Raw genomic sequence first — 23,438 nt, 5'->3', positions numbered from 1 at the left:
TTGTTTCATAAATCGAGCAAATGGGGTGTGATATGGATCGCGTTATTGCCGCTCAGGTCTATAACCGGATATGCGAGCTGGGAAGCCTGAGTGCAGCAGCCCGGGCGTTGGGGATCTCCCGTCCGATGGTGAGCCGCTATCTTGAGCAAATGGAGAAGTGGGCCGGTACGCGGCTGGTAAACCGCTCGACGCGCAAGCTGACGCTGACGGCGGCCGGATAGAAGGTGCTGCTAAAAACGCGAACGCTGTCCCAGCTGTCGCAGGAAATTGAGGGCCAGTCGGAGAAAGATCTCCCTTCAGGCACGCTACGGGTGGCCTGCGCCCATTTTACCGCCATGCATCTGATTGCCCCGGTGCTGCCCGGCTTGCTTTCGCGCTACCCGCAGCTGCGCATTGAGCTGGATGTGAACAACCATCCGGTGAGCCTGGTAGGGGAACGCATTGATGTGGCGATCCGCATTACGGATAACCCAGAGCCCGGGATGATCGCCCGCAGGCTCGGGGAGTGCCGTTCCGTGCTGTGCGCGTCGCCGCAGTATCTTGCAACCCACGGCACGCCAGGGCAGGTGGAGGAGTTAGCGCAGCACAACTGTCTTCATTACAGCTTTTTCGCCGGTCAGGCGTGGCACTTCCTGACGCCGGAAGGGGAAAACGTCAGCGTCGCCGTGAGCGGCAACCTCAGCGCCAGCATCTCGTCATTGTTGATGGAGGCGGCGGTGAAGCATTGCGGCATTGCCATGCTACCGGAGCAGGAAGCACATGCCGCGATTGAACAGGGCACGCTGGTCCCGGTGCTGAGCAGCCTGACGCCCAAAGCGTTAGCCATTCACGGTATTTATCAGTCCCGGGAGTATCAGCCCGCGGCGTTGCGCGTGTTTCTTGATGAGATAGCGCACCATCTGTCAGGCGACGCGCAGCGGGAATAGGTTACAGAATTATCTGTGTTCCAGGGTGTGCCGAAACCATCGTCTATACTTATCCCTTTGTAAGCCAAAAGGAGAGCAAGAATGACGATTCATAAGCACGGTTCGGCACACTGGTCTGGTGATATCAAAAATGGCAAAGGGACGGTCTCAACGGAAAGTGGCGTCCTGAATCAACAACCTTACGGCTTTAACACCCGCTTCGAAGGCGCTAAAGGTACTAACCCGGAAGAGTTGATTGGCGCAGCCCACGCCGCCTGTTTCTCAATGGCGCTGTCGCTGATGATTGGTGAAGCGGGCTATACCGCAGATTCCATCGATACCACAGCGGATGTCTCGCTGGATAAAACCGATGGCGGTTTCGCAATCAGCAAAATTGCGCTAAACAGCAAGGTCACCGTACCGGGTATCGATCCGCAGAAATTCGACGGCATCATCCAGAAAGCGAAAGCAGGATGCCCGGTGTCGCAGGTACTGAAAGCGGAAATCACGCTGGACTATAAACTTAACTAAGCCTGAGCCGGGCGAAGGCCCGGCTATCCCTTCAGCGCAGCAGGAAAAACCGCTGCCAGCCATGCAATAAACGCCTTAAGGCGATGCGTCAGATGCCGGTTTTGCGGGTAAACCACGTGAAACGGATACGCCGCCGGGTGCCAGTCGCTTAAAATTTCTTGTAACGTACCCGCCTGAAGATATGTCTTTGCTGAATATGTAAACGTCTGAATGATGCCCAATCCTGCCACCGCCGCTGCCAGGTGCGCATTGCTTTCATTAACGCCGAGATAGTGCGAAATGCCGATCTCCTGCACCTCGCCGCCTTTCCTGAAGCGAAACGGAAAGGGTCGCCCGGTGACCGGGGAGAGATAGCTTATAAGTTTATGTCCGTTGCGCAACTCTTGCGGATAAGCCGGAACGCCGTGCTTTTTCAGATAGCCCGGCGTTGCGCAGGTCACCATGTCGGCGTCGCCCAGATGACGGGCGATAAGGGTGGAATCGTTCAGCGGACCGCCTCTGATCACACAATCCACGTTGCCGCTGATCAAATCAACAGGACGATCCGCCACGCCAAGATCGATGCGAATATCCGGGTAGCGCTGCATGAAATCCGGGAGCAGGGGGATGAGCACGTCGCGGGCAGTCGAACCGCCAATATCCACCCGCAGATGTCCTTTCGGTGTGGCGTGAGAGACGCGAAACGAGGTATCGATATCTTCGATATCAATGAGCACCCTGAGCGCTTTTTCATAATACTCCGCGCCTTCCGGCGTCGTGACCACCCGGCGGGTGGTACGGTGCAGCAGCCGTATTTCAAGATGCGCCTCAAGCGCTTTCACAAGCTTGCTCAGTGTGGCGATGGGCATGTTTAGCGAATCAGCCGCTCGGGTAAAGCTACCGGTTTCCACAACCCGCGTGAAGGCGCGCATCGCCATGAGCTGGTCCATCTTTTTCTCTCGATTATTTCTGTTTGTGAATAGTCATTTTCATTTTTGCTGGTTTTTCACTAATCCGGCAAGGGCTAATGTGTCTCCAGCGCAAGCAAAAACGCGCAACGCAAACCCAACAAAAGGTAAATGACATGAACACAACGCTCTTCAAAAAAATCGCACTGGTCACTGGCGGCAGCACCGGTATTGGTCTTGCCACGGCGCAGGAGCTGGCGGCTCAGGGCGCCAAAGTCTATATCACCGGTCGTCGACAGGCCGAGCTGGATGCCGCCGTCGCACAAATTGATTCCCGTGCGGTGGGTATTCGTGCCGACGTCTCACAACTCGCCGATCTGGATCGAGTCTATGCGCAGATAGCAAAAGAAGAAGGGCGTCTCGATATTTTGTTCGCCAATGCGGGTGGCGGAGATATGCTGCCGCTGGGAGCAATCACCGAGGAGCAGTTTGACCGTATTTTCGGCACAAACGTGCGCGGAGTGCTGTTTACAGTACAAAAAGCGCTGCCGCTGTTATCTGCCGGGTCGTCCATTATTCTGACCGGTTCAACGGTGTCGATAAAGGGAACGGCAAACTTTAGCGTCTACAGCGCCAGCAAAGCCGCCGTGCGCAACTTTGCCCGCTCCTGGGCGCTGGATCTGCAGGGCCGTGGGATCCGTATCAACGTGGTCAGTCCTGGCCCCGTCAAAACCCCGGGACTTGGCGAACTGGTGCCAGAAGAACATCGTCAGGGGCTGTACGATGCGCTGGCTGCACAGGTTCCGTTAGGACGTTTAGGTGCGCCGGGCGAGGTGGGGAAAGTGGTGGCGTTTCTGGCCTCTGACGCGGCCAGCTTTATTAACGCCACCGAGCTGTTTGTTGATGGTGGGATGGCGCAAATTTAATCCACATTACGCCAGCAGCGCACGCTACGGCCCTCGTGTGAAGGCTGTAGCGGCTGCGGGCGTTCACACCCCTGCGTGGCCTGCGGACAACGGTCGCGGAAATAGCACCCCTCGGGCAGATGGCGGTTCCCCGGGAGATCCGTTTTACGCAGCGCCAGGTTTTCATCCAGCGGCTCACCGGTTCTGGGAACGGAATCGAGCAGCAGCCTGGTGTAGGGATGACGCGGCGTAACCAGCACCTGTGCCGCCGTGCCCAGTTCGACAATCTGTCCCAGATACATCACCGCCACGCGATCGCTCATGTGCCTGACAACCGAGACGTTATGGGATATCAGCACATAGGTCAGGTTGCGTTCCTGCTGTAGCTTCACCAGTAAATTGAGGATCTGCGCCTGTACGGAAATATCCAGCGCGCTGGTGGGCTCATCCAGCACGATGATGTCCGGGTCAGAGGAAAGAGCGCGGGCGATAGCAATACGCTGGCGCTGCCCGCCGGAAAAGGCGTGCGGCAGGCGGTCGAGATATTCCGGGCGGATACCGACCTGCTGCGCCAGGTTTTCAGCAAGCTGACGTCTTTCCCGTTCGCTGCTGCGTTTTTGCACCCACACCGGCTCGGTGATAATGCGCCAGACCGGCAGGCGCGGGTCAAGCGACGAGAGCGGATCCTGGAACACCATCTGCATACCGCCCGCGTGGTTTGTCCGTGCACACAGGCCGGCACTGGGTTTGAGCATCCCCATTAAAAGCTGCGCCAGCGTGCTTTTACCACAGCCGGATTCGCCAACAATCCCCAGCGTTTCGCCGCGATGGATCTGAAGATCCAGCCCGTTAAGAGCATGCACCTGTTCCGTGACCCGCCCCAGCCAGTTTTTGCGTGCGGGAAAGTTAACGTGCACGCGATCCAGTTCCAGCAGTACGTCAGACATGGGTTTTCTCCTGTTGCGGATACCAGCAGGCCGCCCGTTGGCCTTCGGCCCCCTGAGGCAGTAAGCGCGGCGTTTCAGTGCATTTTACGCCCGCAGCAAAACAGCGCTCCCGAAAAGCACACCCGCGCGGAAGCTGGCTAAGATTGGGCACCGTACCGGGGATGGCAGGCAGCATCTCGCGCGGCTCGCCGTTTTCAGGCGCACACTGCAGCAGGCCGATGGAATAGGGATGAACGGGATGGTGGATCAGCGTTTGCGTGGTGCCGCTTTCAATCACGCTCCCGGCGTACATGACATACATCCGATCGCAGAGCTGTGAAACCACCGCCATATCGTGACTGATAAACAGTACCGAGGTTCCGCTGGCCCGCGCTTTATGCTTCAGCAATCGCAGTACCTGTAGCTGGACGGTGACGTCCAGTGCGGTGGTCGGCTCATCGGCAATAATCAGTTCAGGCTCGCAGGAGAAGGCCAGCGCAATCATCACCCGCTGGCGCATGCCGCCGGACAGCTCGAACGGATAACGTTCCATGACCTCCGCCGCATCCGGGATCTGCATCTCTTCCAGCAGGGTGATCGCTTTTTTCCCGGCATCACGCCGTGAAAGGGGCTGATGCTGGCGGATCACCTCCACCATCTGTTTGCCAATTCGTCGCGTTGGGTTCAGCGCTGTCATCGGCTCCTGAAAAATCATCGCCACTTTGGCACCGCGCCACTGGCGGAGCTGTTTCTCGGATGCATTCAGGACATCTTCACCCAACAGTTTTACCTGCCCGCGATGGATCCGGTAACTGCCCTCCGGCAGCAGACGCATGGTCAGCATCGCCGTTACCGATTTCCCGGAGCCGGATTCGCCCACTACGCCAACAATCTCGCCGCGTTTGATCTCCAGCGATACGTGGTTCAGGGCGTGAACTTCACCGCGAAATATCGGGAAGCTCAGGTGTAAATCTTCAATGGTTAATACTGCTTCGCTCATGCCTGTTTTCCTCCCGATTTCGGATCCAGCAGGTCGCGAATGCCGTCACCAAACAGATTAAACCCGACGGCAGTGATCAGAATTGCCGCACCAGGAAAGGCGCAGTACCACCACTGGTCGAGCACATAGTTGCGGCCCACGGCCACCATCGCTCCCCATTCGGCGGTGGGCTGCTGTGCCCCAAGGCCGATAAAGCCCAGCGTGGCGGCCATCAGAATGGCGCTGCCAATATCCAGTGAGGCCTGCACGATCAGCGGTGGCAGGGCGTTACGCAGAATGTGCCAGCTGATCAAATGCCAGCGCGACGCGCCAAATGTACGGGCGGCCTGCACATAGGTAAACTGGCGCACCACCAGGGTTTGCCCGCGCGCCAGGCGAACGTAAAACGGGATACGCACAATCGCAATCGCCAGCATGGCGTTAAACAGACTCGGCCCAAGCGCCGCCGCCAGCGCCATGGTCAGTACCAGGGAGGGAATGGAGAGCATAATGTCCATCACCCGCATAATGATGGCATCGCCGCGCCCGCCCAGCACGCCGGACAAACAGCCCAGCAGCGAGCCGATACTCCCGGCAATCACCACCACCGCCAGCCCGGCGGTAATGGATTGCTGGCTACCGACCAGCACGCGGCTGAACAGATCGCGTCCGACTTCATCGGTACCAAACCAGTGTTGCGCAGACGGGGCCTGCAACCGGGCAGTGAGATCCAGCGCGTTCGGATCATGGGGGACGATCCACGGTGAAGTTACCATCAGCAACAGCATCACCAGCATAATCACCCCGCCGATCAGCGTGAGCGGGCTTTGACGCAGCATCCAGAACAGCCTTGCCCAGTCGATGCCCGGTTTCGTTGTGTTTACGGGGACGGGCGTTTCCTCAGTCAACATCATTCGGCACCTCCGCGCCCGATACGAGGGTCAATCCACAGATAGAGCAGATCAACCACCAGATTGACGACCACATAGGCCAGTGAAACCACCACGGCGAAGCCCATGACGGCAGGGAAATCCAGCGCCTGAATGGAGGTCACCACCCAGGCGCCCATGCCTGGCAAGGCAAAGACGGTTTCGGTCAGTACTGCACCATAAAGCAGATCGCCCAGCGCCAGCCCGAGTACGGTAATGGACGGGATCATCGCATTCGGCAGGGCATACCGCAGGACGATATACCAGCCCGGCAAGCCGCTGGCGCGGGCGGTGCGAATGTAATCTTCGCTGAGCTGCTCCAGCATGGCGGAACGTACCTGACGCGCCACGATGCCAAGATGAACAAACGCCAGCGTCAGTGACGGTAAAATCAGGTGTTGCAGGGCGTTGAAAAAGACCTCGCCGTTACCCTCCAGCAGGGCATCCAGCAGATAAAAGCCCGTCACGTGGTCAGGCGGGTCGAGCCAGTCGTCCAGCCTGCCGCCGCCGGGCAGAAGCTGCAGATGGCCGTAGAACAAGACGATGACGCCCAGACCCAGCCAGAAGGCCGGTGTGGAGATCCCGGTCATCGCCATCAGCCGTACCAGATGATCCAGCCAGCGGTTACGGTAGACCGCCGATAAAATCCCCAGCGGAACGCCGATCACCAGCGCCAGCAGCAGGGAACAGAACGCCAGCTCCAGCGTGGCAGGGAAAAAGGCTTTTAAATCTTCCGCCACCGGCCGCCCGGTACGGATAGAGGTCCCTAAGTCACCGTGCGCCAGGGCGTCCACATAGCGGCCAAACTGGATATAGAGCGGCTGATCCAGTCCCAGTTGCTGACGAATGTTCTGCACAATCTCGTCGCTGGCACGGTCACCGGCCAGCAGGCGGGCCGGATCGCCGGGGATCAGGTGTGAAATGATAAAGGTGATGATACAGACACCGGCTACTACCAGGATTAACCCCCAGCAGCGCTGGCGCACAATGCTCCAGAACGTCATACACTTTCCCCCGGCGAAACCGTTACTTGCTCATGGTGGCGATGTTGAACACCTGCTCGAGCATTGGATTAAAGGTGAAGCCTTTGACCTCTTTGTTCATTGCCAGCTGGTAATTCTTCTGGAACAGATAAACGTAGGCCGCTTCGTCAATCACAATCTTCTGCGCCTGCTGGTAATCGCGGGTGCGCTCCGCCTGGTCCGTGGTTTTCAGCGCCGCCTGCAGCAGGGAATCGACCTCTTTGTTCTCATAGAACGAGCGGTTGCCCGGCAGACCTTTTTTGTCCGACTCAAACCAGTAGTTCATGAACATGTACGGGTCGGCAAAGTCCGGGCTCCAGTTGCCAATGGCAATGTCATAATCGCCTTTACCCACGCGGTCGCGCATGGTGGCGTTAGCCAGTTTTTCCAGCTTGACGTTGATACCGAGCTTGCCCAGGCTGGCCTGAGTGGAGAGGGCGATAGGCTCCCAGTTCGGGTCGTTGTCCGAGTAGAGGAACGTCAGGCTGGCCGGTTTATCTTTGACTTTCTCCAGTGCCGCTTTCGCTTTGGCCTCGTCAAAGCTGTACTGCATGGCGGTGGCGTCAAAGCCCCACATGCCATCCGGGATCGGGCCGCGCATCTGCTTGCCGTTACCGCTGAGAATGCCTTTCACCATTCCCTGATAATCGGTTGCCCAGGAGACGGCCCGGCGCAAATCCACCTGATTCAGCGGCGCTTTGCTGTTGTTGAGATAGAGATAGGTCACGCGCAGGGACGGATACTCCGCCACGGCGACTTTGCCCTCCTGCTTGAGCGCAGAAAGCTGATCGACAGGCAGGGAGTCGGCAATATCCAGATCGCCACGGGAAAGCTGCAGGCGACGCGACGCGCTTTCACCGATAATTTTCACCGAGACGCGCTTAAAGTGGGGCTTATCACCCGCCCAGTGCGGGTTAGGCACCAGCACCAGCTGCTGACCTTTTTGCCAGCTCTTCAGCATAAATGGCCCGGAACCGGCGGTATTCTGCGCCAGATAAGCTCGCGCGTCATCGGCGGCATTGGCCTTCAGTACGGCCGGGTTAATAATCGATGCACCGTCATTCGCCAGGGTATAGAGGAAGGGAGCAAACGGCTGGCTGAGGGTGAACTTCACCGTGTGGTCATCAACGGCATCAATTTTGAGATCTTTCGGGAACGCTTCAGACGGCCCCTGGCTGAGCTTCAGCAGGCGCTCAAACGACAGTTTTACCGCTTCAGCGGTGACCGGCGTGCCGTCAGAGAATTTCGCGTTGTCCGTCAGGGTGAAGGTCCACTCTTTCTGATCCTCAGATGCCTTCCAGCCCGTGGACAGATCGCCTTCGACCTCCGTGGTGCCAGGCTTGTACTTCACCAGACGCTGATAGGACGGATAGGTGACGGTCCAGTCGTTGTTATCAATGGTGATTGCCGGATCGAGGGTTTGCGGGTCGGCGGCTTTACCTATCACCAGCATGTCTTTCGGAACGGCGGCCTGCGCAGCAGGCATGCTCAGGGCCAGCGTGGCGGCGATAAGCGTCGTGAGAAGCGTTGTTTTCATGGCAGTGCTCCAGGTTTAAAGAGGGGTGTGCGTCAACGGAAAACAGGCGAAACGATCGTCAAGAAGGGGATAACTGGCGGCGTTTGGCAACTCGAAGTGCCACCATTCGCTGCCGATCCCCACAAAGCCGCCGCCAAACATGATGGCGTTAAGCAGCAGGCGGTTGCGCTGGGCGTGCGGCGGCACAGAGGGATGATACGGATGAGAACGGTCATCCATCTCATCAAACCCGGCCCCCATATCCAGCACGTTGTTATGTTCATCCATCAGGGTGACGTCGATGGCCGTGCCGCGGCTGTGATTGGAGCCAATGGCTACATCCACCACATATTCCGGGTTCGGGCACGCATCCCACAGCTGCGCCTGGGCCTGCTGTGGGCGATAGGCGTCGTAGACCACCAGTTTCAGTCCGGCGAGCGTGGCGATGCCAATCGATTTCGCCAGCGCGGTGGCGGCATCGGTATGCAGCAAACACAGCGCCTCCTGATAAATGGGACGGCCAGTCAGGTTGTCGGCGGTGGCGTATTTCAGATCGATATGCAACTCAGGAAACATTCTGGCGACATCAATCAGTTCACTCTCTTCGGGCATAGCTCCGCTCCTTTAGCGTTCGAATTGTCCAAACTCTTGTTGTAATTCACGGTTTATCGTCAGACGGTCTGCAAGCGCATCACCCAGCGCCTGGACCACGCCTGACAGCAGCAGGTTGAAAAGACAGCTAACAGGGGCCAGCGAATCCCAGAAGTGGCCGGTATCGGTTTTAACCTGCAATAAATCAATAGGGTAATCCCGCGCCCACGGACACCAGATATCGGTGATCAGGGCCATCGGAATACTTTTCTCACTTGCGACACGACAGTACTGCCGGGCAATGGCGGAATAGGCGCGGGTATCGGTCAGCACCACATAAGGGTGGTCAAAACCGGAGTTGAGCGATTCAACCCAACTGCCGGATAACCCCTCGGAGTAGCTCACGCGCGGGCGCAGGTATTCCAGGTGGCTGAAGAAGGCGTTGGCAATCCCGCGCGTTGACTGAATACCCAGCACAAACACCGCCTCAGCATGGGTGAGCTGATGGACGATTTGCTTAAAGACATCGGTTTGTGCCAGCTGATAAACATGGGTGATTGCGTCCACCTCCAGCGAAAGGGAGTGCTGGAGGCGATCCGAGAGCGGACGCTGCTGTTGCCAGGAGTCCAGGCGTTCGTTCATTCCCCAGGGCTGATAAGGATCGCGCAGGCTTTTTTTGGCATCGTCCAGGTTGCGATACCCCAGCTTGCGCAGGAAGCGCCCGACGGTGATTCCGCTGGTGCCGGTAGTCAGCGCCACGCTCTCTGCCGTCTCAAACGGTATCAGCGCGGCGTGCGCCAGCATCCAGCTTGCCACACGCTTTTCGCTGGGCGTCAGCTGGCTGAAGGTAGCTTCGATACGGTTCAGCATTTCAGGTTTGGTGGTCATTACCGCCTCGCTGTTAACCGGCTGTCAATGGCCGGAATTATGTTACCTGGTTAACAATGCATGACGCGTGCCATGTTCACATGACGGCGAAAAGCCGCTGTGCTGTAAATTTCATGCAATATTTGATTAACCAATGATCAACATTTGTGCAGCGTAGTTCACTTTTGGTGCAGTGTGTATGACGGTAAGCAAGAACTTTGAAGGGGCGCGCATTTGCGATCCTGAATCGCCCGTCGCCCGTGAGGAAAGTTTGTGATGTGGAGAAACAGAGATAATGATTTGCCAGGTTGCCCTATGGCCTGGCAACGAGATTTATACCTATGCGGTATAGGTTAGATTGAATACGATACTGCGCGGGACTTGAAAAATAATATATATCGCCTGTAATGTTGAGATAAATCTGCCCATTATCGACTTTACGTAAGGCGTTTGCGTCTCGTGTTTTCAGAAAGGGAGTATAATCATCCAGATGAGATATAAAGTCATTGTCTGACGTTTTATTATCAATCAGGTAATAATGGTAACCGAATGCTGTAGTCGCTCCAGCATCACTTTGCACAATATAAATATTTGCGGATTCATTTAAAGCTGTTTTCTTATATATGCTATATTCCACAGGAAATATCCACCGGGGGATCATATATATAATCCAAATCATCACGATAAGAATAACGCCTAATGCGTACCGTTTTTTAAAACCCCGTTCTTTTAGCATAATCAATACCTGCTCTTATCCAGACCTGATCCGCAGGATCATCTCCATAGGGTGCTGATTCATACCAGGTGCCAAATTTCTGTGGATCCCCGTTACCCGATCGACTTTGCGCCCATCCAGCCCCTCTTAACAATATTTGTTCAGAAATGCCTGCCGCAGTACCGACGGCACCGTAATTGAAATTACCATAATCGGCATACTGGCGTCCTGATAGTGATTTATAGTCCCACGGTCCATGTAGCCTTACCATCCCATAGAACCAGATGTAAGTCAGTGCTGATGGGCCTTTATGGAATCTTGCTATCATCATGTTGTTAACAATGGATGCGCCAGGGGGAACCAGCAAGGAGGTTGGATACGCAGGCGGTGTTGGATGAACGGGTATCGTTGGATAGCGCATAATTAACGCTCCGCCCAACTATCAGCAAACTGTAAATTTCCATCACAAAACTTCCACGTAATTTTATCGTACCGTAACTCAACCAGTTCCAGATGATTATGCTTTTCTTTGGTGGGATCTTTTATGTCGTGCATTAGCGGTGAAACCGAGACTACTTTCACGTTTTCAAGTGTCATATTGTAATATTCAACTTCCTGCCCCGCATCGTTTATCTTGTACCACTTAATTTCCGCAGTCTTAAGTGTTTGTCCGGTCGCTACTGCCTTCATGAGGTAAGGGGAGGACGAGTCAATTTCTTTCTGAAATAACAAAGGGGCATGTTGGCGAGTGCCCATTACTTTTCCGGTAAGTGCATCGGTAGGTAATCTCAGACTGTGTGTGAAACCGGTGATTTCAATGCTGCCTTCTCGATCCTGAACATCTACGCTTCCTTTTATTTCAGTATTGCCATCATCTCGTATCCATAAATAAGCCGGTATAGCCATTGTTAAAACTCCATTTTCAAAAAAGAGATTATAAATATACGTAAATATCATCTTTTAGCATGCGGTTTAGTGTTATTTATTGTTAACCAAGATAATCAAGGTTGATGTATTTAATATTGGCATTTATTTAATTTATGAAGCAGGTGAATGAAGAAATAATGGATGTCGTATGGGCATACCTTACACAAGCGCTGATAAGCGCGAAAAAAATCATTAGCAATAAATACAGTGAATACCTCAGCCCCTTCACATTTTTGATAAGATACAAACACAGTGACTAAGAGAAGGAACCCGGCATGGCGAATTTGCCCTGGCGTGTCAGCGTGCGCCTGATGGCTCTCGCAAAGAAAGTGGCGATGGTCATAGGGATTATCGTGGTTGTGCTGCTGGCAGTGCGGGTATATCTCTCGCAGCAGGGGCCGGCGTTACATCTCTGGCATACCTGGCGTGCGGATGAAATGAGCGTAAGCGAGCTGGATAAGGCGAACTTTGCTGACTATCTCGACCGGGAAAAGGCCATCTTCACCGACCTGGATAACGCGGTCACGGCAAAAACGAAGGGGGAGGAGCGTACCGCCTTAAACCGCTACTACCGTCAGAGCCTGGTGTGGCCCGGAAAATTTACTCCGGATGCAAATCGCTCGTTTGTGCTGATGCCTGCCGGTAAACCGCGTGGTGCGGTGGTTTTACTGCACGGACTCACCGATTCGCCCTATAGCGTTAAGCACCTTGCCGTTGATTATCAGCAGCGCGGATTTGTGGCCGTGGTGCCGCGTCTGCCCGGACACGGGACGGCACCAGGGGCGCTGACAAATGTTGACTGGGAGATGTGGCTGGCGGCGACGCGTCTTGCCGTGCGCGAAGCCTCCCGTCTGGCGGGGGATAACGTTCCTTTGCATCTGGTGGGCTATTCCAACGGCGGGGCGCTGGCGATGAAATACACCCTGGACGCGCTGGAGTCGCCTTCGCTGCGAAAACCTCAGCAACTGGTGTTGTTGTCACCGATGATCGGCGTCACGGCGTTTGCCCGCTTTGCCGGATTCGCAGGCTTACCGGCACTGTTACCGGCGTTTGCGAAAGCGGCGTGGCTGAATATCGCGCCGGAGTATAACCCTTACAAATACAACTCTTTCCCGGTAAACGCGGCGCGTCAGTCGTGGCTGTTGACGAAGGCGCTGCAGGAGCAGATTGGCCGCGCTGCACAAAACCACACGCTGGATCGGTTGCCGCCGGTACTGGCCTTTCAGTCGGTGATGGATTCCACCGTCAGTACCCGTGCGGTTGTCACGGGGTTATTCGACCAGCTTCCGGCCAATGGCAGTGAACTGGTGGTGTTTGATATCAACCAGGCGGCGAGTTTCCGCCCGTTATTCCGGCCGTCGTCGTGGACGGCCCTCTCTGAGTTGTTGCCGTCTGCGCAAAGACGTTACAGTGTCACGATTGTTACCAACGCCAGTGCGGAGCGTTTCGCCACGGTCGCGAAGCACATCCCCGCAGGCAGCACAGAGGAGACCGTGGAGCCGCTGGCGCAGCAGTATCCGCCGGAGGTCTATTCGCTTTCGCATGTCGCCGTACCTTTCCCGCCTGATGACGATCTGTATGGCCGGCATCCTGCCGTGAAAAACCGCTATGGTATCAGCCTGGGCACCATTGCGTTGTGGGGAGAGACCTCCGTACTGAGCGTGGGTAAAGATGCCCTGATGCGGGTGACCTCAAATCCGTTTTACGACTACATGAAGATGCGGATCGACAACCGCATCGGGACGGAGGAAAAAGGGTGATCCCTTAAGCCGTTAATTTATTAGGTAGCGCTGGTGAAGTATGTTAAACAGTAACTTCCCCGGCGCCTCCCTTATTCTGGAACCCATTCCTGTGCTCACCACGCTGATTTATCGAAGCCAGTTACATTTATCCTGCCGGTCCGCGGAATTAAGCGCGCTGGTAGAACGAGCACGAAGCCGCAATGCCAAACTGAACATCACGGGTGTCCTGCTCTCGAACGGCTGTGACGTCCTGCAAATCCTTGAGGGCGCGGAAGAGAGCGTCGTGAAGTTGTTCCACAGAATTCGCGATGATGAGCGCCACAGTGGCGTCGTCGAACTGATGCGGGACTACGGCCCCCGCAGACGGTTTGACAATGTCGGCATGCTGCTGTTTGACCTGCAGGTCCAGTCCCCAAAAGAGGTGCTTGAGTCGGTTTTGCATTACAGCCAGCTGGAAAGCTATCTCATATCCGATGATCGGGTGTTCAAATTCATTCAGACCTTTATCACCGGGAAACATACCGGCCAGACGAGGAACCCGGTGGATGCGGGAAAATGGACGCTCGCATGTGAAAAAGCGCCCTTCGGTGAGGCCATGGGGTTGATTGCCGGTCAAATCTGTCAGTTTGCGCTGCAGCCGATAGTCGAGCCCTCGGAAGGGAAAATCAGTTCACTTGAAGCGCTTATTCGTGGCAACGATGGCGGGAGCCCGGAACATTTCTTCAAAACGCTCGATCAGGACAAGCTCTACGAAGTGGATCTGCAAACCAAAGCGTATGCCTTTGCGCTTGCGGAGAAACTGGGTATCGGCAGCCATAAAATTGCGGTGAATTTACTCCCCATGTCGCTGGTCAAGGTGCCCGGGGCGGTCGAGTTTCTGGTGGAGCAAATCAGACAACACGGGCTTCAGCCGGAGCAGGTGGTCATAGAAGTAACTGAAAACGAGATGATTTCCGGCTTTAACAAGTTCAACAGCGCGATCAAACAGCTTCGGGGTGAAGGTATTGGCCTGGCGATCGATGATTTCGGCTCCGGGTATGCGGGGCTTTCGCTGCTTACCCGCTTCCAGCCGGATAAAATCAAGATCGATCGGGAAATTGTCAGCAATATTCATCTCAGCGGCCCAAAACAGGCGATTGTCCGATCGATAGTGAGCTGCTGCACCGACCTTGAGATCACGCTGGTGGCGGAAGGCATTGAGAAGCTGGAGGAGTGGTGCTGGCTGGAATCCGCAGGTATTCGCCGTTTCCAGGGGTTTCTGTTTGCCCGGCCGCAGCTTAACGGGGTGGGCGATATTCACTGGCCACACCTGGTACGATAACGCTTTTTCCTTCCTGATTATTTCCCCTTTGGTCAGCCTGTGTTTAAATAGCTAAAACGGTTTAACATAGTTTAGCTGCGAGGATGACATGGATAAAATCTGGGTACTCGGTGATGCAGTGGTGGATTTACTGCCAGAGGGGGACGGCAAATTACTGCAATGTCCCGGCGGTGCACCGGCAAATGTGGCGGTCGGCATCGCCCGACTGGGCGGAAAAAGTGCCTTTATTGGCAGGGTTGGCGACGATCCGTTTGGCCGCTTTATGCAGAAAACGCTGGCGGATGAGCAGGTTGATGTGCAGTGGATGCGCCTCGATCCGGCTCACCGCACCTCAACGGTGGTGGTTGATCTGGACGAACAGGGCGAACGCTCGTTTACGTTTATGGTTCGGCCGAGCGCCGATCTGTTTCTCGATTCCACCGATCTGCCGCCTTTCAGGGCCAAAGAGTGGCTGCACGTCTGCTCCATTGCGCTCAGCGCGGAGCCGAGTCGCTCTGCCACTTTTCAGGCGATGGATGCAATTAAAAAAGCCGGTGGTTTTGTCAGCTTCGACCCCAACATTCGCCCCGACCTCTGGCAGGATGAGGGCGATCTTCGCCGTTGCCTCGAACTGGCGCTACAGCGCGCGGACGTGGTGAAGCTCTCCGTTGAAGAGCTGACGTTTTTGACCGGCGAATCCCATATCGAAACCGGTCTGGCGGCGCTGATGCGCCATTGTCCGGCCCGACTGGTGCTGGTGACGCTGGGTAAAGAGGGGGTAATGGCCTGGCATGAGGGCATCACGACACACTATCCGGCCACACCGGTAGCGTGTGTTGATACCACCGGCGCAGGCGATGCGTTCGTCGCAGGGTTGCTGTTCGGCCTGGCCTCGTCAGGCCAGGATCTGGCAACAACCCTTGCACTGGCCCAGCGCTGTGGTGCACTGGCCACGACGGCCAAAGGGGCAATGACCGCGCTGCCGTACCGTCACAACCTGTAATTCCTTCCTGGCCGCCGACCGGCGGCCTGAATTGTCGCCTCGATCACACTTACTAAAACGGTTTAGCAAAAAGTATTGCCGATCCAAAATTCACGGGTTTAGTATCAGCAACCTAAACCGGTTTAGCAATTTAGCATTATCAAAACACTTTTTTTAGGGATGCGACAAAATGTATAAAAAACGCAGACTTGCCGTGATGATTGGCATGCTGGCCGGTAGTACCTCTGTTTTTGCCCAGACCGATATGACAAGCATTGAATCGCGCCTGGCGGCGCTGGAACAGCGTCTTCAGGATGCGGAAATACGCGCCCAGAATGCGGAGAAACGCGCGACGGCAGCAGAACAAAAAACGCAGCAGCTGGTTGCCGCCCAGCAGCAGACGCAGACCACCACCCAGGAGGTGGCCCAGCGTACCACGGTGCTGGAAAAGAAAGCCGATCAGAGCAGTGGCTTTGAATTTCACGGTTATGCCCGCTCAGGTCTGCTGATGAATGATGCGGCGTCCAGCAGCAAAAGCGGTCCGTATCTGACGCCTGCCGGGGAAACCGGGGGCGCGGTCGGTCGTCTGGGTAACGAAGCGGATACCTACGTTGAGCTAAATGTGGAACACAAACAGACGCTGGAGAGTGGGGCGACCACGCGCTTTAAGGCCATGTTAGCCGACGGGCAGAAGACCTATAACGACTGGTCAGCCGATACCAGCGATCTTAACATTCGTCAGGCCTTTGCCGAGCTGGGCAATCTACCTGATTTCACTGGCGCGCTGAAAGGGAGTACCTTCTGGGCCGGTAAACGCTTTGACCGCGATAACTTTGATATTCACTGGCTGGATTCTGACGTCGTGTTCCTCGCCGGTACCGGCGGCGGTGTCTATGACGTGAAATGGAATGATACGCTGCGCAGCAACTTCTCGATTTACGGGCGCAACTTCGGCAGCGAAGAGCAGATCGACAACAACGTTCAGAACTATATCCTCAGCATGAATCACTTTGCCGGGCCATTCCAGCTCATGGTGAGCGGCCTGCGGGCGAAGGATAACGACGAACGCAAGGACAGCAATGGCGATCTGATTAAAACCGATGCGGCGAACACCGGCGTGCATGCCCTGGTGGGTCTGCACAATGACAGCTTCTACGGACTGCGGGAAGGCTCAGCGAAAACGGCGCTGCTGTATGGTCACGGCCTGGGGGCAGAAGTTAAAAGCATCGGCTCTGATGGCGCGCTGCTGTCAGAAGCCGATACCTGGCGCTTCGCAAGTTACGGTGTCACGCCGCTCGGCGGTGGCTGGCATATCGCGCCTGCGGTACTGGCCCAGAGCAGTAAAGACCGCTACGTCAAAGGCGACAGTTACGAGTGGGTTACGCTCAATACCCGCCTGATCAAAGAGGTTACGCAGAATTTCGCCCTGGCGTTTGAGGGCAGCTATCAGTACATGGATTTGAACCCGGAAGGCTACAAAGATCGCAACGCCGTTAACGGCAGCTTCTACAAGCTGACCTTCGCACCGACCTTAAAGGCGGGCAAAATTGGCGATTTCTTCAGCCGTCCTGAACTGCGCCTGTTTGCCACCTGGATGGACTGGAGCAGCAAACTGGATAACTACGCCAGCGATGACGCCTTTGGCAGCAGCGGCTTTAACGCTGGCGGGGAATGGAACTTTGGGGTCCAGATGGAAACCTGGTTTTAACCCTTCACGCTCCCGCCAGGCGGGAGCGTATCAAACATCATAAAAATGAAGTCAGGCAGAGGTAACTATGGATTTTGATAATATTTCCCGTGCGCTCATTCCGCTGCTCGGTGGCAAAGAGAACATCGCCAGTGCCGCGCACTGCGCAACGCGCCTTCGTCTGGTGCTGGTCGACGATGCGCTTGCTGACCAGCAGGCCATCGGCAAGGTCGAGGGGGTGAAAGGCTGTTTTCGTAACGCGGGCCAGATGCAGGTGATTTTTGGCACTGGCGTGGTGAATAAGGTTTACGCGGCTTTTATTCAGGCGGCAGGGATTGGTGAATCCAGCAAGTCAGAAGCGGCAGATCTCGCGGCGCGTAAGCTCAACCCGTTCCAGCGCATTGCCCGCCTGCTTTCCAATATTTTCGTACCGATCATTCCCGCCATTGTTGCGTCCGGTTTGCTGATGGGCCTGCTCGGAATGGTGAAAACCTACGGCTGGGTGAATGCCGATAACGCCATCTACATCATGCTGGATATGTGCAGCTCGGCGGCGTTTATTATTTTACCGATCCTGATTGGTTTTACCGCCGCGCGTGAGTTTGGCGGTAACCCCTATTTAGGCGCCACGCTAGGTGGCATTCTGACCCACCCGGCGCTGACCAACGCCTGGGGCGTGGCGTCCGGCTTCCACACCATGAACTTTTTCGGCCTTGAGATTGCCATGATTGGCTATCAGGGAACGGTGTTCCCGGTGCTGCTGGCCGTCTGGTTTATGAGCATTGTGGAGAAAAACCTGCGCAAGGTCATCCCGGATGCGTTAGACCTGATCATGACGCCGTTCCTGACCGTCATTCTCTCCGGTTTTATCGCGCTGCTGATTATCGGCCCGGCGGGACGCGCGTTAGGCGATGGCATTTCCTTTATTCTGAGCACGCTGATTACCCACGCGGGCTGGCTGGCCGGTTTGCTGTTCGGCGGGCTCTATTCGGTGATTGTTATTACCGGCATTCACCACAGCTTCCACGCGATTGAAGCCGGGCTGTTGGGGAATCCGTCGATTGGCGTTAATTTCCTGCTGCCCATCTGGGCCATGGCGAACGTGGCGCAGGGTGGTGCGTGCCTGGCGGTGTGGTTTAAAACCAAAGACGCAAAAATCAAAGCCATTACCTTACCGTCGGCGTTCTCGGCCATGCTCGGCATTACCGAAGCCGCTATCTTTGGTATCAACCTGCGTTTCGTGAAACCGTTTGTGGCCGCGCTGATTGGCGGTGCGGTGGGCGGCGCATGGGTGGTGTCGGTGCATGTCTACATGACGGCGGTAGGGCTGACGGCGCTGCCGGGGATGGCCATCGTGCAGGCCAGTTCGCTGCTCAACTATATTATCGGCATGGTGATTGCCTTTGGCGTGGCGTTTACCGTCTCGCTGCTGCTGAAATATAAAACGGACTCTGAATAATGACATTACCTTCCCGCTGGCCTGCCGTGCTGCAGGCCGTGATGAAAGGCCAACCGCGCGCGCGTGCCGACCGCCACTACCCGCAGTGGCACCCGGCACCGGTGACGGGGCTAATGAACGATCCGAACGGTTTTATCTGGTTTGCCGGGCGCTACCATCTGTTTTATCAGTGGAACCCGCTGGACTGCGATCACCGTTATAAATGCTGGGGGCACTGGAGTTCGCACGATCTGTTGCACTGGCAGCACGAGCCGATGGCGCTGATGCCAGATGAAGAGTACGACCGCAGCGGTTGCTATTCCGGCAGCGCCGTGGACAACAACGGGATGCTGACGCTGTGCTATACCGGCAACGTTAAGTTCGATGACGGCAGCCGCACCGCCTGGCAGTGCCTGGCGGTGGAACAACCGGACGGGACCTTTAAAAAACTGGGGCCGGTGCTGGCGCTGCCGGATGGCTACACCGGCCACGTGCGCGACCCGAAAGTGTGGCAGCACGACGGGCAGTGGTACATGGTGCTCGGCGCGCAGGATGTGCACAAGCGGGGTAAGGTGCTGCTGTTCAGGTCTGCCGATTTGCACACGTGGGAATCGTGCGGAGAAATCGCCGGTAACGGCGTCAACGGACTCTCGGATGCGGGATACATGTGGGAGTGCCCGGACCTGTTTGCCCTCGACGGGACGCACGTTCTGATCTGCTGCCCGCAGGGGCTGGCGCGTGAGCCGCATCGTTATCTCAACACCTATCCGGCAGCCTGGATGAGCGGGGCGTTTGACTATCAGCGCGGCGCATTTGAGCACGGTGCGTTACACGAACTGGATGCCGGTTTTGAATTCTACGCCCCGCAAACGACGCTGGCGGAAGATGGCCGGCGGATCCTGATTGGCTGGATGGGCGTGCCTGACGGGGAAGAGATGCTGCAGCCCACCCGGGCACAGGGCTGGATCCATCAGATGACCTGTCCGCGAGAGCTGCGCTACCGCGACGGTAAGCTCTGGCAGACCCCGGTGCGTGAGCTGGAAATGCTGCGTGGAGAGGAAGTGCACTGGCAGGGCAACGCCTGCGATGCGCCGGAGCTTGATGCCTCGCGCCTTGAGTTCGAGCTGAGCGCTGCCTGCGCGAAACTGGATTTTGCCGGTGCGCTGCACCTCACGGTCGATGGCAATGGCCTGCGTCTGGAACGTGCCAGCCTGCAAACGGGTGAGACGTTAACCCGCTACTGGCTGGGTGAGGTTCACCATCTGCGCGTTCTGTGCGACCGCTCCAGCGTCGAAATTTTCATCAACCACGGCGAAGGGGTGATGAGCAGTCGCTATTTTCCTGACCAACCGGCCCGGGTGCGATTCGAAGGTGCGTCCGACATCACATTACGCTACTGGTCGCTGCGCGGCTGCATGGTAGAATAGCGGTTTTGGCAGCCGGATCTAAGTCGTTGTGAGAAAAACAAAACGCGTCACCATTAAAGACATCGCGGAGTTGGCGGGGGTGTCAAAAGCCACCGCCAGCCTGGTACTGAACGGACGCAGCAAAGAGCTGTGCGTGGCGGAAGAGACCCGTGAGCGCGTGCTGGCCATTGCAAAAGAGCATCACTACCAGCCCAGTATTCACGCCCGCTCGCTGCGCGATAACCGCAGCCACACCATTGGTCTGGTGGTCCCGGAGATCACCAACTACGGGTTTGCCGTGTTTTCTCACGAACTGGAGACGTTGTGCCGCGAGGCGGGCGTTCAGCTGCTCATCTCCTGTAGCGATGAAAATCCGGGGCAGGAGACCGTGGTGGTCAACAACATGGTGGCGCGTCAGGTCGACGGGCTGATTGTTGCCTCCAGCATGCTCAACGATGCGGATTACCAGAAACTGAGTGAACAGCTGCCTGTGGTGCTCTTTGACCGCCACATGAATGACAGCTCGCTGCCGTTGGTGATCACCGATTCCATTACCCCGACAGCCAAACTGGTGGCCGACATTGCCCGCCAGCACCCCGATGAGTTTTATTTCCTCGGTGGGCAGCCACGGCTTTCCCCCACGCGCGACCGCCTTGAAGGGTTTAAACAGGGTCTGCGCGACGCGAACGTTACGCTGCGCCCGGAGTGGATCATTCACGGAAATTATCACCCGAGTTCCGGTTACGAGATGTTCGCCGAACTCTGTGCTCGCCTGGGGCGTCCGCCAAAAGCCCTGTTCACCGCCGCCTGCGGCCTGCTGGAAGGGGTGCTGCGCTACATGGGACAGCACAATCTGTTGCAAAGTGACATCAGGTTAGCGAGCTTTGACGATCACTATCTTTACGATTCGCTCACGATCCCGGTGGATACCGTGCGCCAGGATAATCGTCAGCTTGCATGGCACTGCTTTGATCTGATTGGGAAATTGATCGACGGTGAAACACCAGAGCCCGTGCAGCGGAAACTGGATGCCACCCTGCAGCGGCGCTATAAAGCGGCAGAATAGCCCTGCCGGACGACGGGATACATCAATAACTTTAATTAATTTAAGTTTTGGTTTAGCCGATAACCATAAGGAATAATTTTCTTTGAGGTATCGGTTCATGTCGTTAAAAAAATCATCCCTGATTGTCTTTTTCTCGCTGCTTTTCTTCTTTATCGCCAGCACCCTCACCAGCGTTGGCCTCATCATCAAAAGTAATAACTCCCTGGATAACGTGAACAAAGAGATCCAGGTGGTGCTGTCAATTATTGATCCCATCAACCATAGCCGCACGCTGCGCGTCCGGGTGATGGAGTATGTGAAGATGGTAGAGGCGGGCGCATCAGCGGATGAATCTGCGAAGCTCGCCGCAGTAAAAGAGGCACTGACCAAAGCCGATCGCGCCTTTGCTGCCTTTATGGCGTCTCCCCGTCTGACGGATGAAGCGCCGCTGGTAAGCGCTTATCAGGATGCCTGGCAGAATTACCGTAACCAGGGGCTGGCACCGCTCATTGATGCTGCCGCCGCGCACGATATTGCCAAATTCAACGCCCTGATACCGGAAGTCTCGCGCCTCGATCGTCAGTATGAGATTGTCCTCGACCAGGTTCTGGCCGTACACCAGGCCTATGCCAAAAGCCTGAACGAAGATGCGAGCAGCAACTTTGTTTCTGGGCTGGCGATTATCGCTGCTATCGCGCTGCTGTTTGTGCTGGTGATCGTCGCCGTCAGCCTGCTTATGAAACGCCTTGTTCTGGCACCGGTTAATCTGGCACGTGAACATTGCAGCCAGATTGCCGCAGGCAAACTGGATATTCCGGTGCCGGTGAAGGGGAATTCCGGCAATGAAATTGATCACCTGATGGGCTCTATGGAGCAGATGCGCCAGGCGCTGCTGGCAACCATCGCCCAGGTGCGTGACGCGAGTCATACCGTGACCCATGCCGCACAGGAGATTGCCTCCGGGAATATCGACCTGGCTTCGCGCACCGAACAGCAGGCTTCTGCGCTAACCCAGACGGCAGCCAGCATGGAAGAACTGAGCGCGACCGTCGCCAATAACACCGATAACGTCTATCAGGCCGGAAAACTGGTGCAGGACGCGGTGAAAAATGCCCACACCGGGGAGGCCGTCACGCGTGAAATGATTGAAACGATGAATACCATCGCCGCAAACTCGAAGCGCATCGAGGACATCACCAGCGTGATCAACAGCATCGCTTTCCAGACCAACATTCTGGCGCTTAACGCGGCGGTAGAAGCGGCGCGCGCCGGTACCCAGGGGCGTGGTTTCGCCGTGGTAGCCAGCGAAGTTCGCACGCTGGCGCAGAAAAGCGCGGTGGCGGCCAAGGACATCGAAAGCCTGATTGCCCAGTCGGTTTCCAGCGTCAAAAACGGTGCCGAACTGGTGGGGCGCTCAGGGGAGGTGATTGACTCGATTATCAGTTCCGTCAATAAAGTGAACACGCTGATGGAGCAAATTTCTGTGGCCTCTGAAGAGCAAAGCCGCGGGATTAGTCAGGTCGGGCAGGCAGTGACGGAGATGGACGGCGTGACCCAACAGAACGCCGCGCTGGTGCAACAGTCCGCCGCGGCGGCCGCGTCGCTGGAAGAGCAGGCCCAGCAGCTCACGCGGAGTATTTCGAGTTTTAGTTTGCCAGTGCAGGCTTGATATTATTGTGGATTGTAAGCCGGGTAAGCGTAGCGCCACCCGGCAATAAACGCGGCTAAGTTGTTGGTTTCAGCTTAATATTGCAAAGTGTTTTGATTCAACAACCGGTGTGACGGGCATTATCTTTGGCGATGTTTCGCTGATAGCCGATGTAGCCGAAGGCATACCAGTAGCGCCGGGAATAAAAAGAAAATTAATCCTGTCAGGAATGCGTCATCCCCATGGAAATGCAGTATGGCATTAAAAAATACGCCAGCAGCCACGCCGACCACTAATAAAAATATAAACACCCAGACAGTGTGGTACCAGAGGATATAATTCGTCAGTCTGCCTATCATTACCGGATTGCTCCTTTTTAATGTGTCTGTTTCTATTTCCTGCTGCAGGGCATGACGCTATGAATAATAGACAGAGATGTAATGATTACAAACTTTTAACTAAAAATAGTTAATTAAGCCTCGCTTTAGAG

General features: G+C 56.0%; 21 protein-coding genes and 1 pseudogene. 11 read left to right on the top strand and 11 right to left on the bottom strand.

All coding sequences use genetic code 11. The features are described 5' to 3' along the window. Positions 1-32: 32 nt before the first annotated feature. Both APU11_RS08205 and APU11_RS08200 read left to right on the top strand, forming a co-directional pair. Positions 33-926 (top strand): annotated as a pseudogene (locus tag APU11_RS08205) (LysR family transcriptional regulator). 81 nt (positions 927-1,007) lie between these two features. Continuing rightward, a complete protein-coding gene (locus APU11_RS08200) occupies positions 1,008-1,436 on the top strand; it encodes an OsmC family protein (RefSeq protein ID WP_020690322.1) in 429 nt (142 codons plus the stop codon). A 23-nt stretch (positions 1,437-1,459) separates the two neighbouring features. On the opposite strand, the gene APU11_RS08195 is transcribed toward APU11_RS08200, so the two are convergent. Next, positions 1,460-2,365, bottom strand: a complete 906-nt coding sequence (locus APU11_RS08195) for a LysR family transcriptional regulator (protein ID WP_045903017.1) — start codon at positions 2,363-2,365, stop codon at positions 1,460-1,462. Positions 2,366-2,499: 134 nt separating this feature from the next. On the opposite strand from APU11_RS08195, the gene APU11_RS08190 reads away from it, so the two are divergent. Then, positions 2,500-3,249, top strand: coding sequence for an SDR family oxidoreductase (locus APU11_RS08190; RefSeq protein ID WP_047351705.1), 750 nt, complete (start codon positions 2,500-2,502; stop codon positions 3,247-3,249). On the opposite strand, the gene APU11_RS08185 is transcribed toward APU11_RS08190, so the two are convergent. From APU11_RS08185 to APU11_RS08145, 10 genes are all read right to left on the bottom strand, one after another. Beyond that, the gene (locus APU11_RS08185; RefSeq protein ID WP_029883328.1) at positions 3,246-4,175 is read right to left on the bottom strand and encodes an ABC transporter ATP-binding protein; all 930 of its coding nucleotides are present in this window, start codon (positions 4,173-4,175) and stop codon (positions 3,246-3,248) included. The genes APU11_RS08190 and APU11_RS08185 overlap by 4 nt on opposite strands. Then, positions 4,168-5,154 (bottom strand): ABC transporter ATP-binding protein, encoded by a 987-nt coding sequence (locus APU11_RS08180; protein WP_020688688.1) that lies wholly within the window; start codon positions 5,152-5,154, stop codon positions 4,168-4,170. Before APU11_RS08180 ends, APU11_RS08185 begins: the two co-directional genes overlap by 8 nt. Then, positions 5,151-6,047, bottom strand: coding sequence for a D,D-dipeptide ABC transporter permease (gene ddpC / locus APU11_RS08175; RefSeq protein WP_029883326.1), 897 nt, complete (start codon positions 6,045-6,047; stop codon positions 5,151-5,153). Before ddpC ends, APU11_RS08180 begins: the two co-directional genes overlap by 4 nt. Then, positions 6,044-7,066, bottom strand: coding sequence for an ABC transporter permease (locus APU11_RS08170; RefSeq protein ID WP_060578385.1), 1,023 nt, complete (start codon positions 7,064-7,066; stop codon positions 6,044-6,046). The genes ddpC and APU11_RS08170 overlap by 4 nt, the downstream gene beginning before the upstream one ends. A 22-nt stretch (positions 7,067-7,088) precedes the next feature. Then, positions 7,089-8,621 carry an ABC transporter substrate-binding protein gene (locus tag APU11_RS08165; protein WP_023619646.1) on the bottom strand — a complete coding sequence of 511 codons (1,533 nt, stop codon included), beginning with the start codon at positions 8,619-8,621 and terminating at the stop codon, positions 7,089-7,091. Between the two features lie 15 nt (positions 8,622-8,636). After that, positions 8,637-9,212, bottom strand: a complete 576-nt coding sequence (gene ddpX / locus APU11_RS08160; RefSeq protein WP_013096545.1) for a D-alanyl-D-alanine dipeptidase — start codon at positions 9,210-9,212, stop codon at positions 8,637-8,639. 12 nt (positions 9,213-9,224) lie between these two features. Then, positions 9,225-10,079, bottom strand: coding sequence for a MurR/RpiR family transcriptional regulator (locus APU11_RS08155; protein ID WP_013096546.1), 855 nt, complete (start codon positions 10,077-10,079; stop codon positions 9,225-9,227). Positions 10,080-10,371: 292 nt separating this feature from the next. Beyond that, entirely contained in the window at positions 10,372-10,794 is a 423-nt protein-coding gene (locus APU11_RS08150; protein WP_029883324.1) for a hypothetical protein, read from the bottom strand. Further along, entirely contained in the window at positions 10,772-11,194 is a 423-nt protein-coding gene (locus APU11_RS26675) for a polymorphic toxin type 44 domain-containing protein (protein WP_072200382.1), read from the bottom strand. Before APU11_RS26675 ends, APU11_RS08150 begins: the two co-directional genes overlap by 23 nt. Before the next feature lie 2 nt (positions 11,195-11,196). Next, on the bottom strand, positions 11,197-11,679 hold the full coding sequence (locus APU11_RS08145; RefSeq protein ID WP_058650750.1) for an Hcp family type VI secretion system effector: 483 nt from the start codon (positions 11,677-11,679) through the stop codon (positions 11,197-11,199). A 296-nt stretch (positions 11,680-11,975) separates the two neighbouring features. On the opposite strand from APU11_RS08145, the gene APU11_RS08140 reads away from it, so the two are divergent. The 8 genes from APU11_RS08140 to APU11_RS08105 all read left to right on the top strand — a co-directional run bounded on the left by APU11_RS08140 (position 11,976) and on the right by APU11_RS08105 (position 22,969). Further along, complete coding sequence (locus APU11_RS08140; RefSeq protein ID WP_038419493.1) at positions 11,976-13,460, top strand: alpha/beta hydrolase; 1,485 nt, start codon at positions 11,976-11,978, stop codon at positions 13,458-13,460. Positions 13,461-13,551: 91 nt separating this feature from the next. Next, a complete protein-coding gene (locus tag APU11_RS08135; protein ID WP_058650751.1) occupies positions 13,552-14,763 on the top strand; it encodes a diguanylate phosphodiesterase in 1,212 nt (403 codons plus the stop codon). Positions 14,764-14,851: 88 nt separating this feature from the next. After that, positions 14,852-15,745, top strand: a complete 894-nt coding sequence (locus tag APU11_RS08130) for an aminoimidazole riboside kinase (protein ID WP_058650749.1) — start codon at positions 14,852-14,854, stop codon at positions 15,743-15,745. Between the two features lie 169 nt (positions 15,746-15,914). Continuing rightward, positions 15,915-17,432: a carbohydrate porin gene (locus tag APU11_RS08125; protein WP_058650748.1), complete on the top strand. Its 1,518-nt coding sequence runs from the start codon at positions 15,915-15,917 to the stop codon at positions 17,430-17,432. A 67-nt stretch (positions 17,433-17,499) separates the two neighbouring features. After that, a complete protein-coding gene (locus APU11_RS08120) occupies positions 17,500-18,870 on the top strand; it encodes a sucrose-specific PTS transporter subunit IIBC (protein ID WP_058650747.1) in 1,371 nt (456 codons plus the stop codon). Then, complete coding sequence (locus APU11_RS08115; protein WP_058650746.1) at positions 18,870-20,276, top strand: sucrose-6-phosphate hydrolase; 1,407 nt, start codon at positions 18,870-18,872, stop codon at positions 20,274-20,276. Before APU11_RS08120 ends, APU11_RS08115 begins: the two co-directional genes overlap by 1 nt. Before the next feature lie 28 nt (positions 20,277-20,304). Continuing rightward, positions 20,305-21,321 carry a LacI family DNA-binding transcriptional regulator gene (locus APU11_RS08110; protein ID WP_060578384.1) on the top strand — a complete coding sequence of 339 codons (1,017 nt, stop codon included), beginning with the start codon at positions 20,305-20,307 and terminating at the stop codon, positions 21,319-21,321. Positions 21,322-21,418: 97 nt separating this feature from the next. Further along, on the top strand, positions 21,419-22,969 hold the full coding sequence (locus APU11_RS08105; RefSeq protein WP_058650744.1) for a methyl-accepting chemotaxis protein: 1,551 nt from the start codon (positions 21,419-21,421) through the stop codon (positions 22,967-22,969). Positions 22,970-23,438: the final 469 nt, after the last annotated feature.

This window comes from Enterobacter sp. 50793107 (assembly GCF_001463365.1).
Taxonomy (GTDB): domain Bacteria; phylum Pseudomonadota; class Gammaproteobacteria; order Enterobacterales; family Enterobacteriaceae; genus Enterobacter; species Enterobacter cloacae.
The sequence above is the reverse complement of the archived record's forward strand: the minus strand, read 5'-3'. Positions and strand labels throughout refer to the sequence as shown.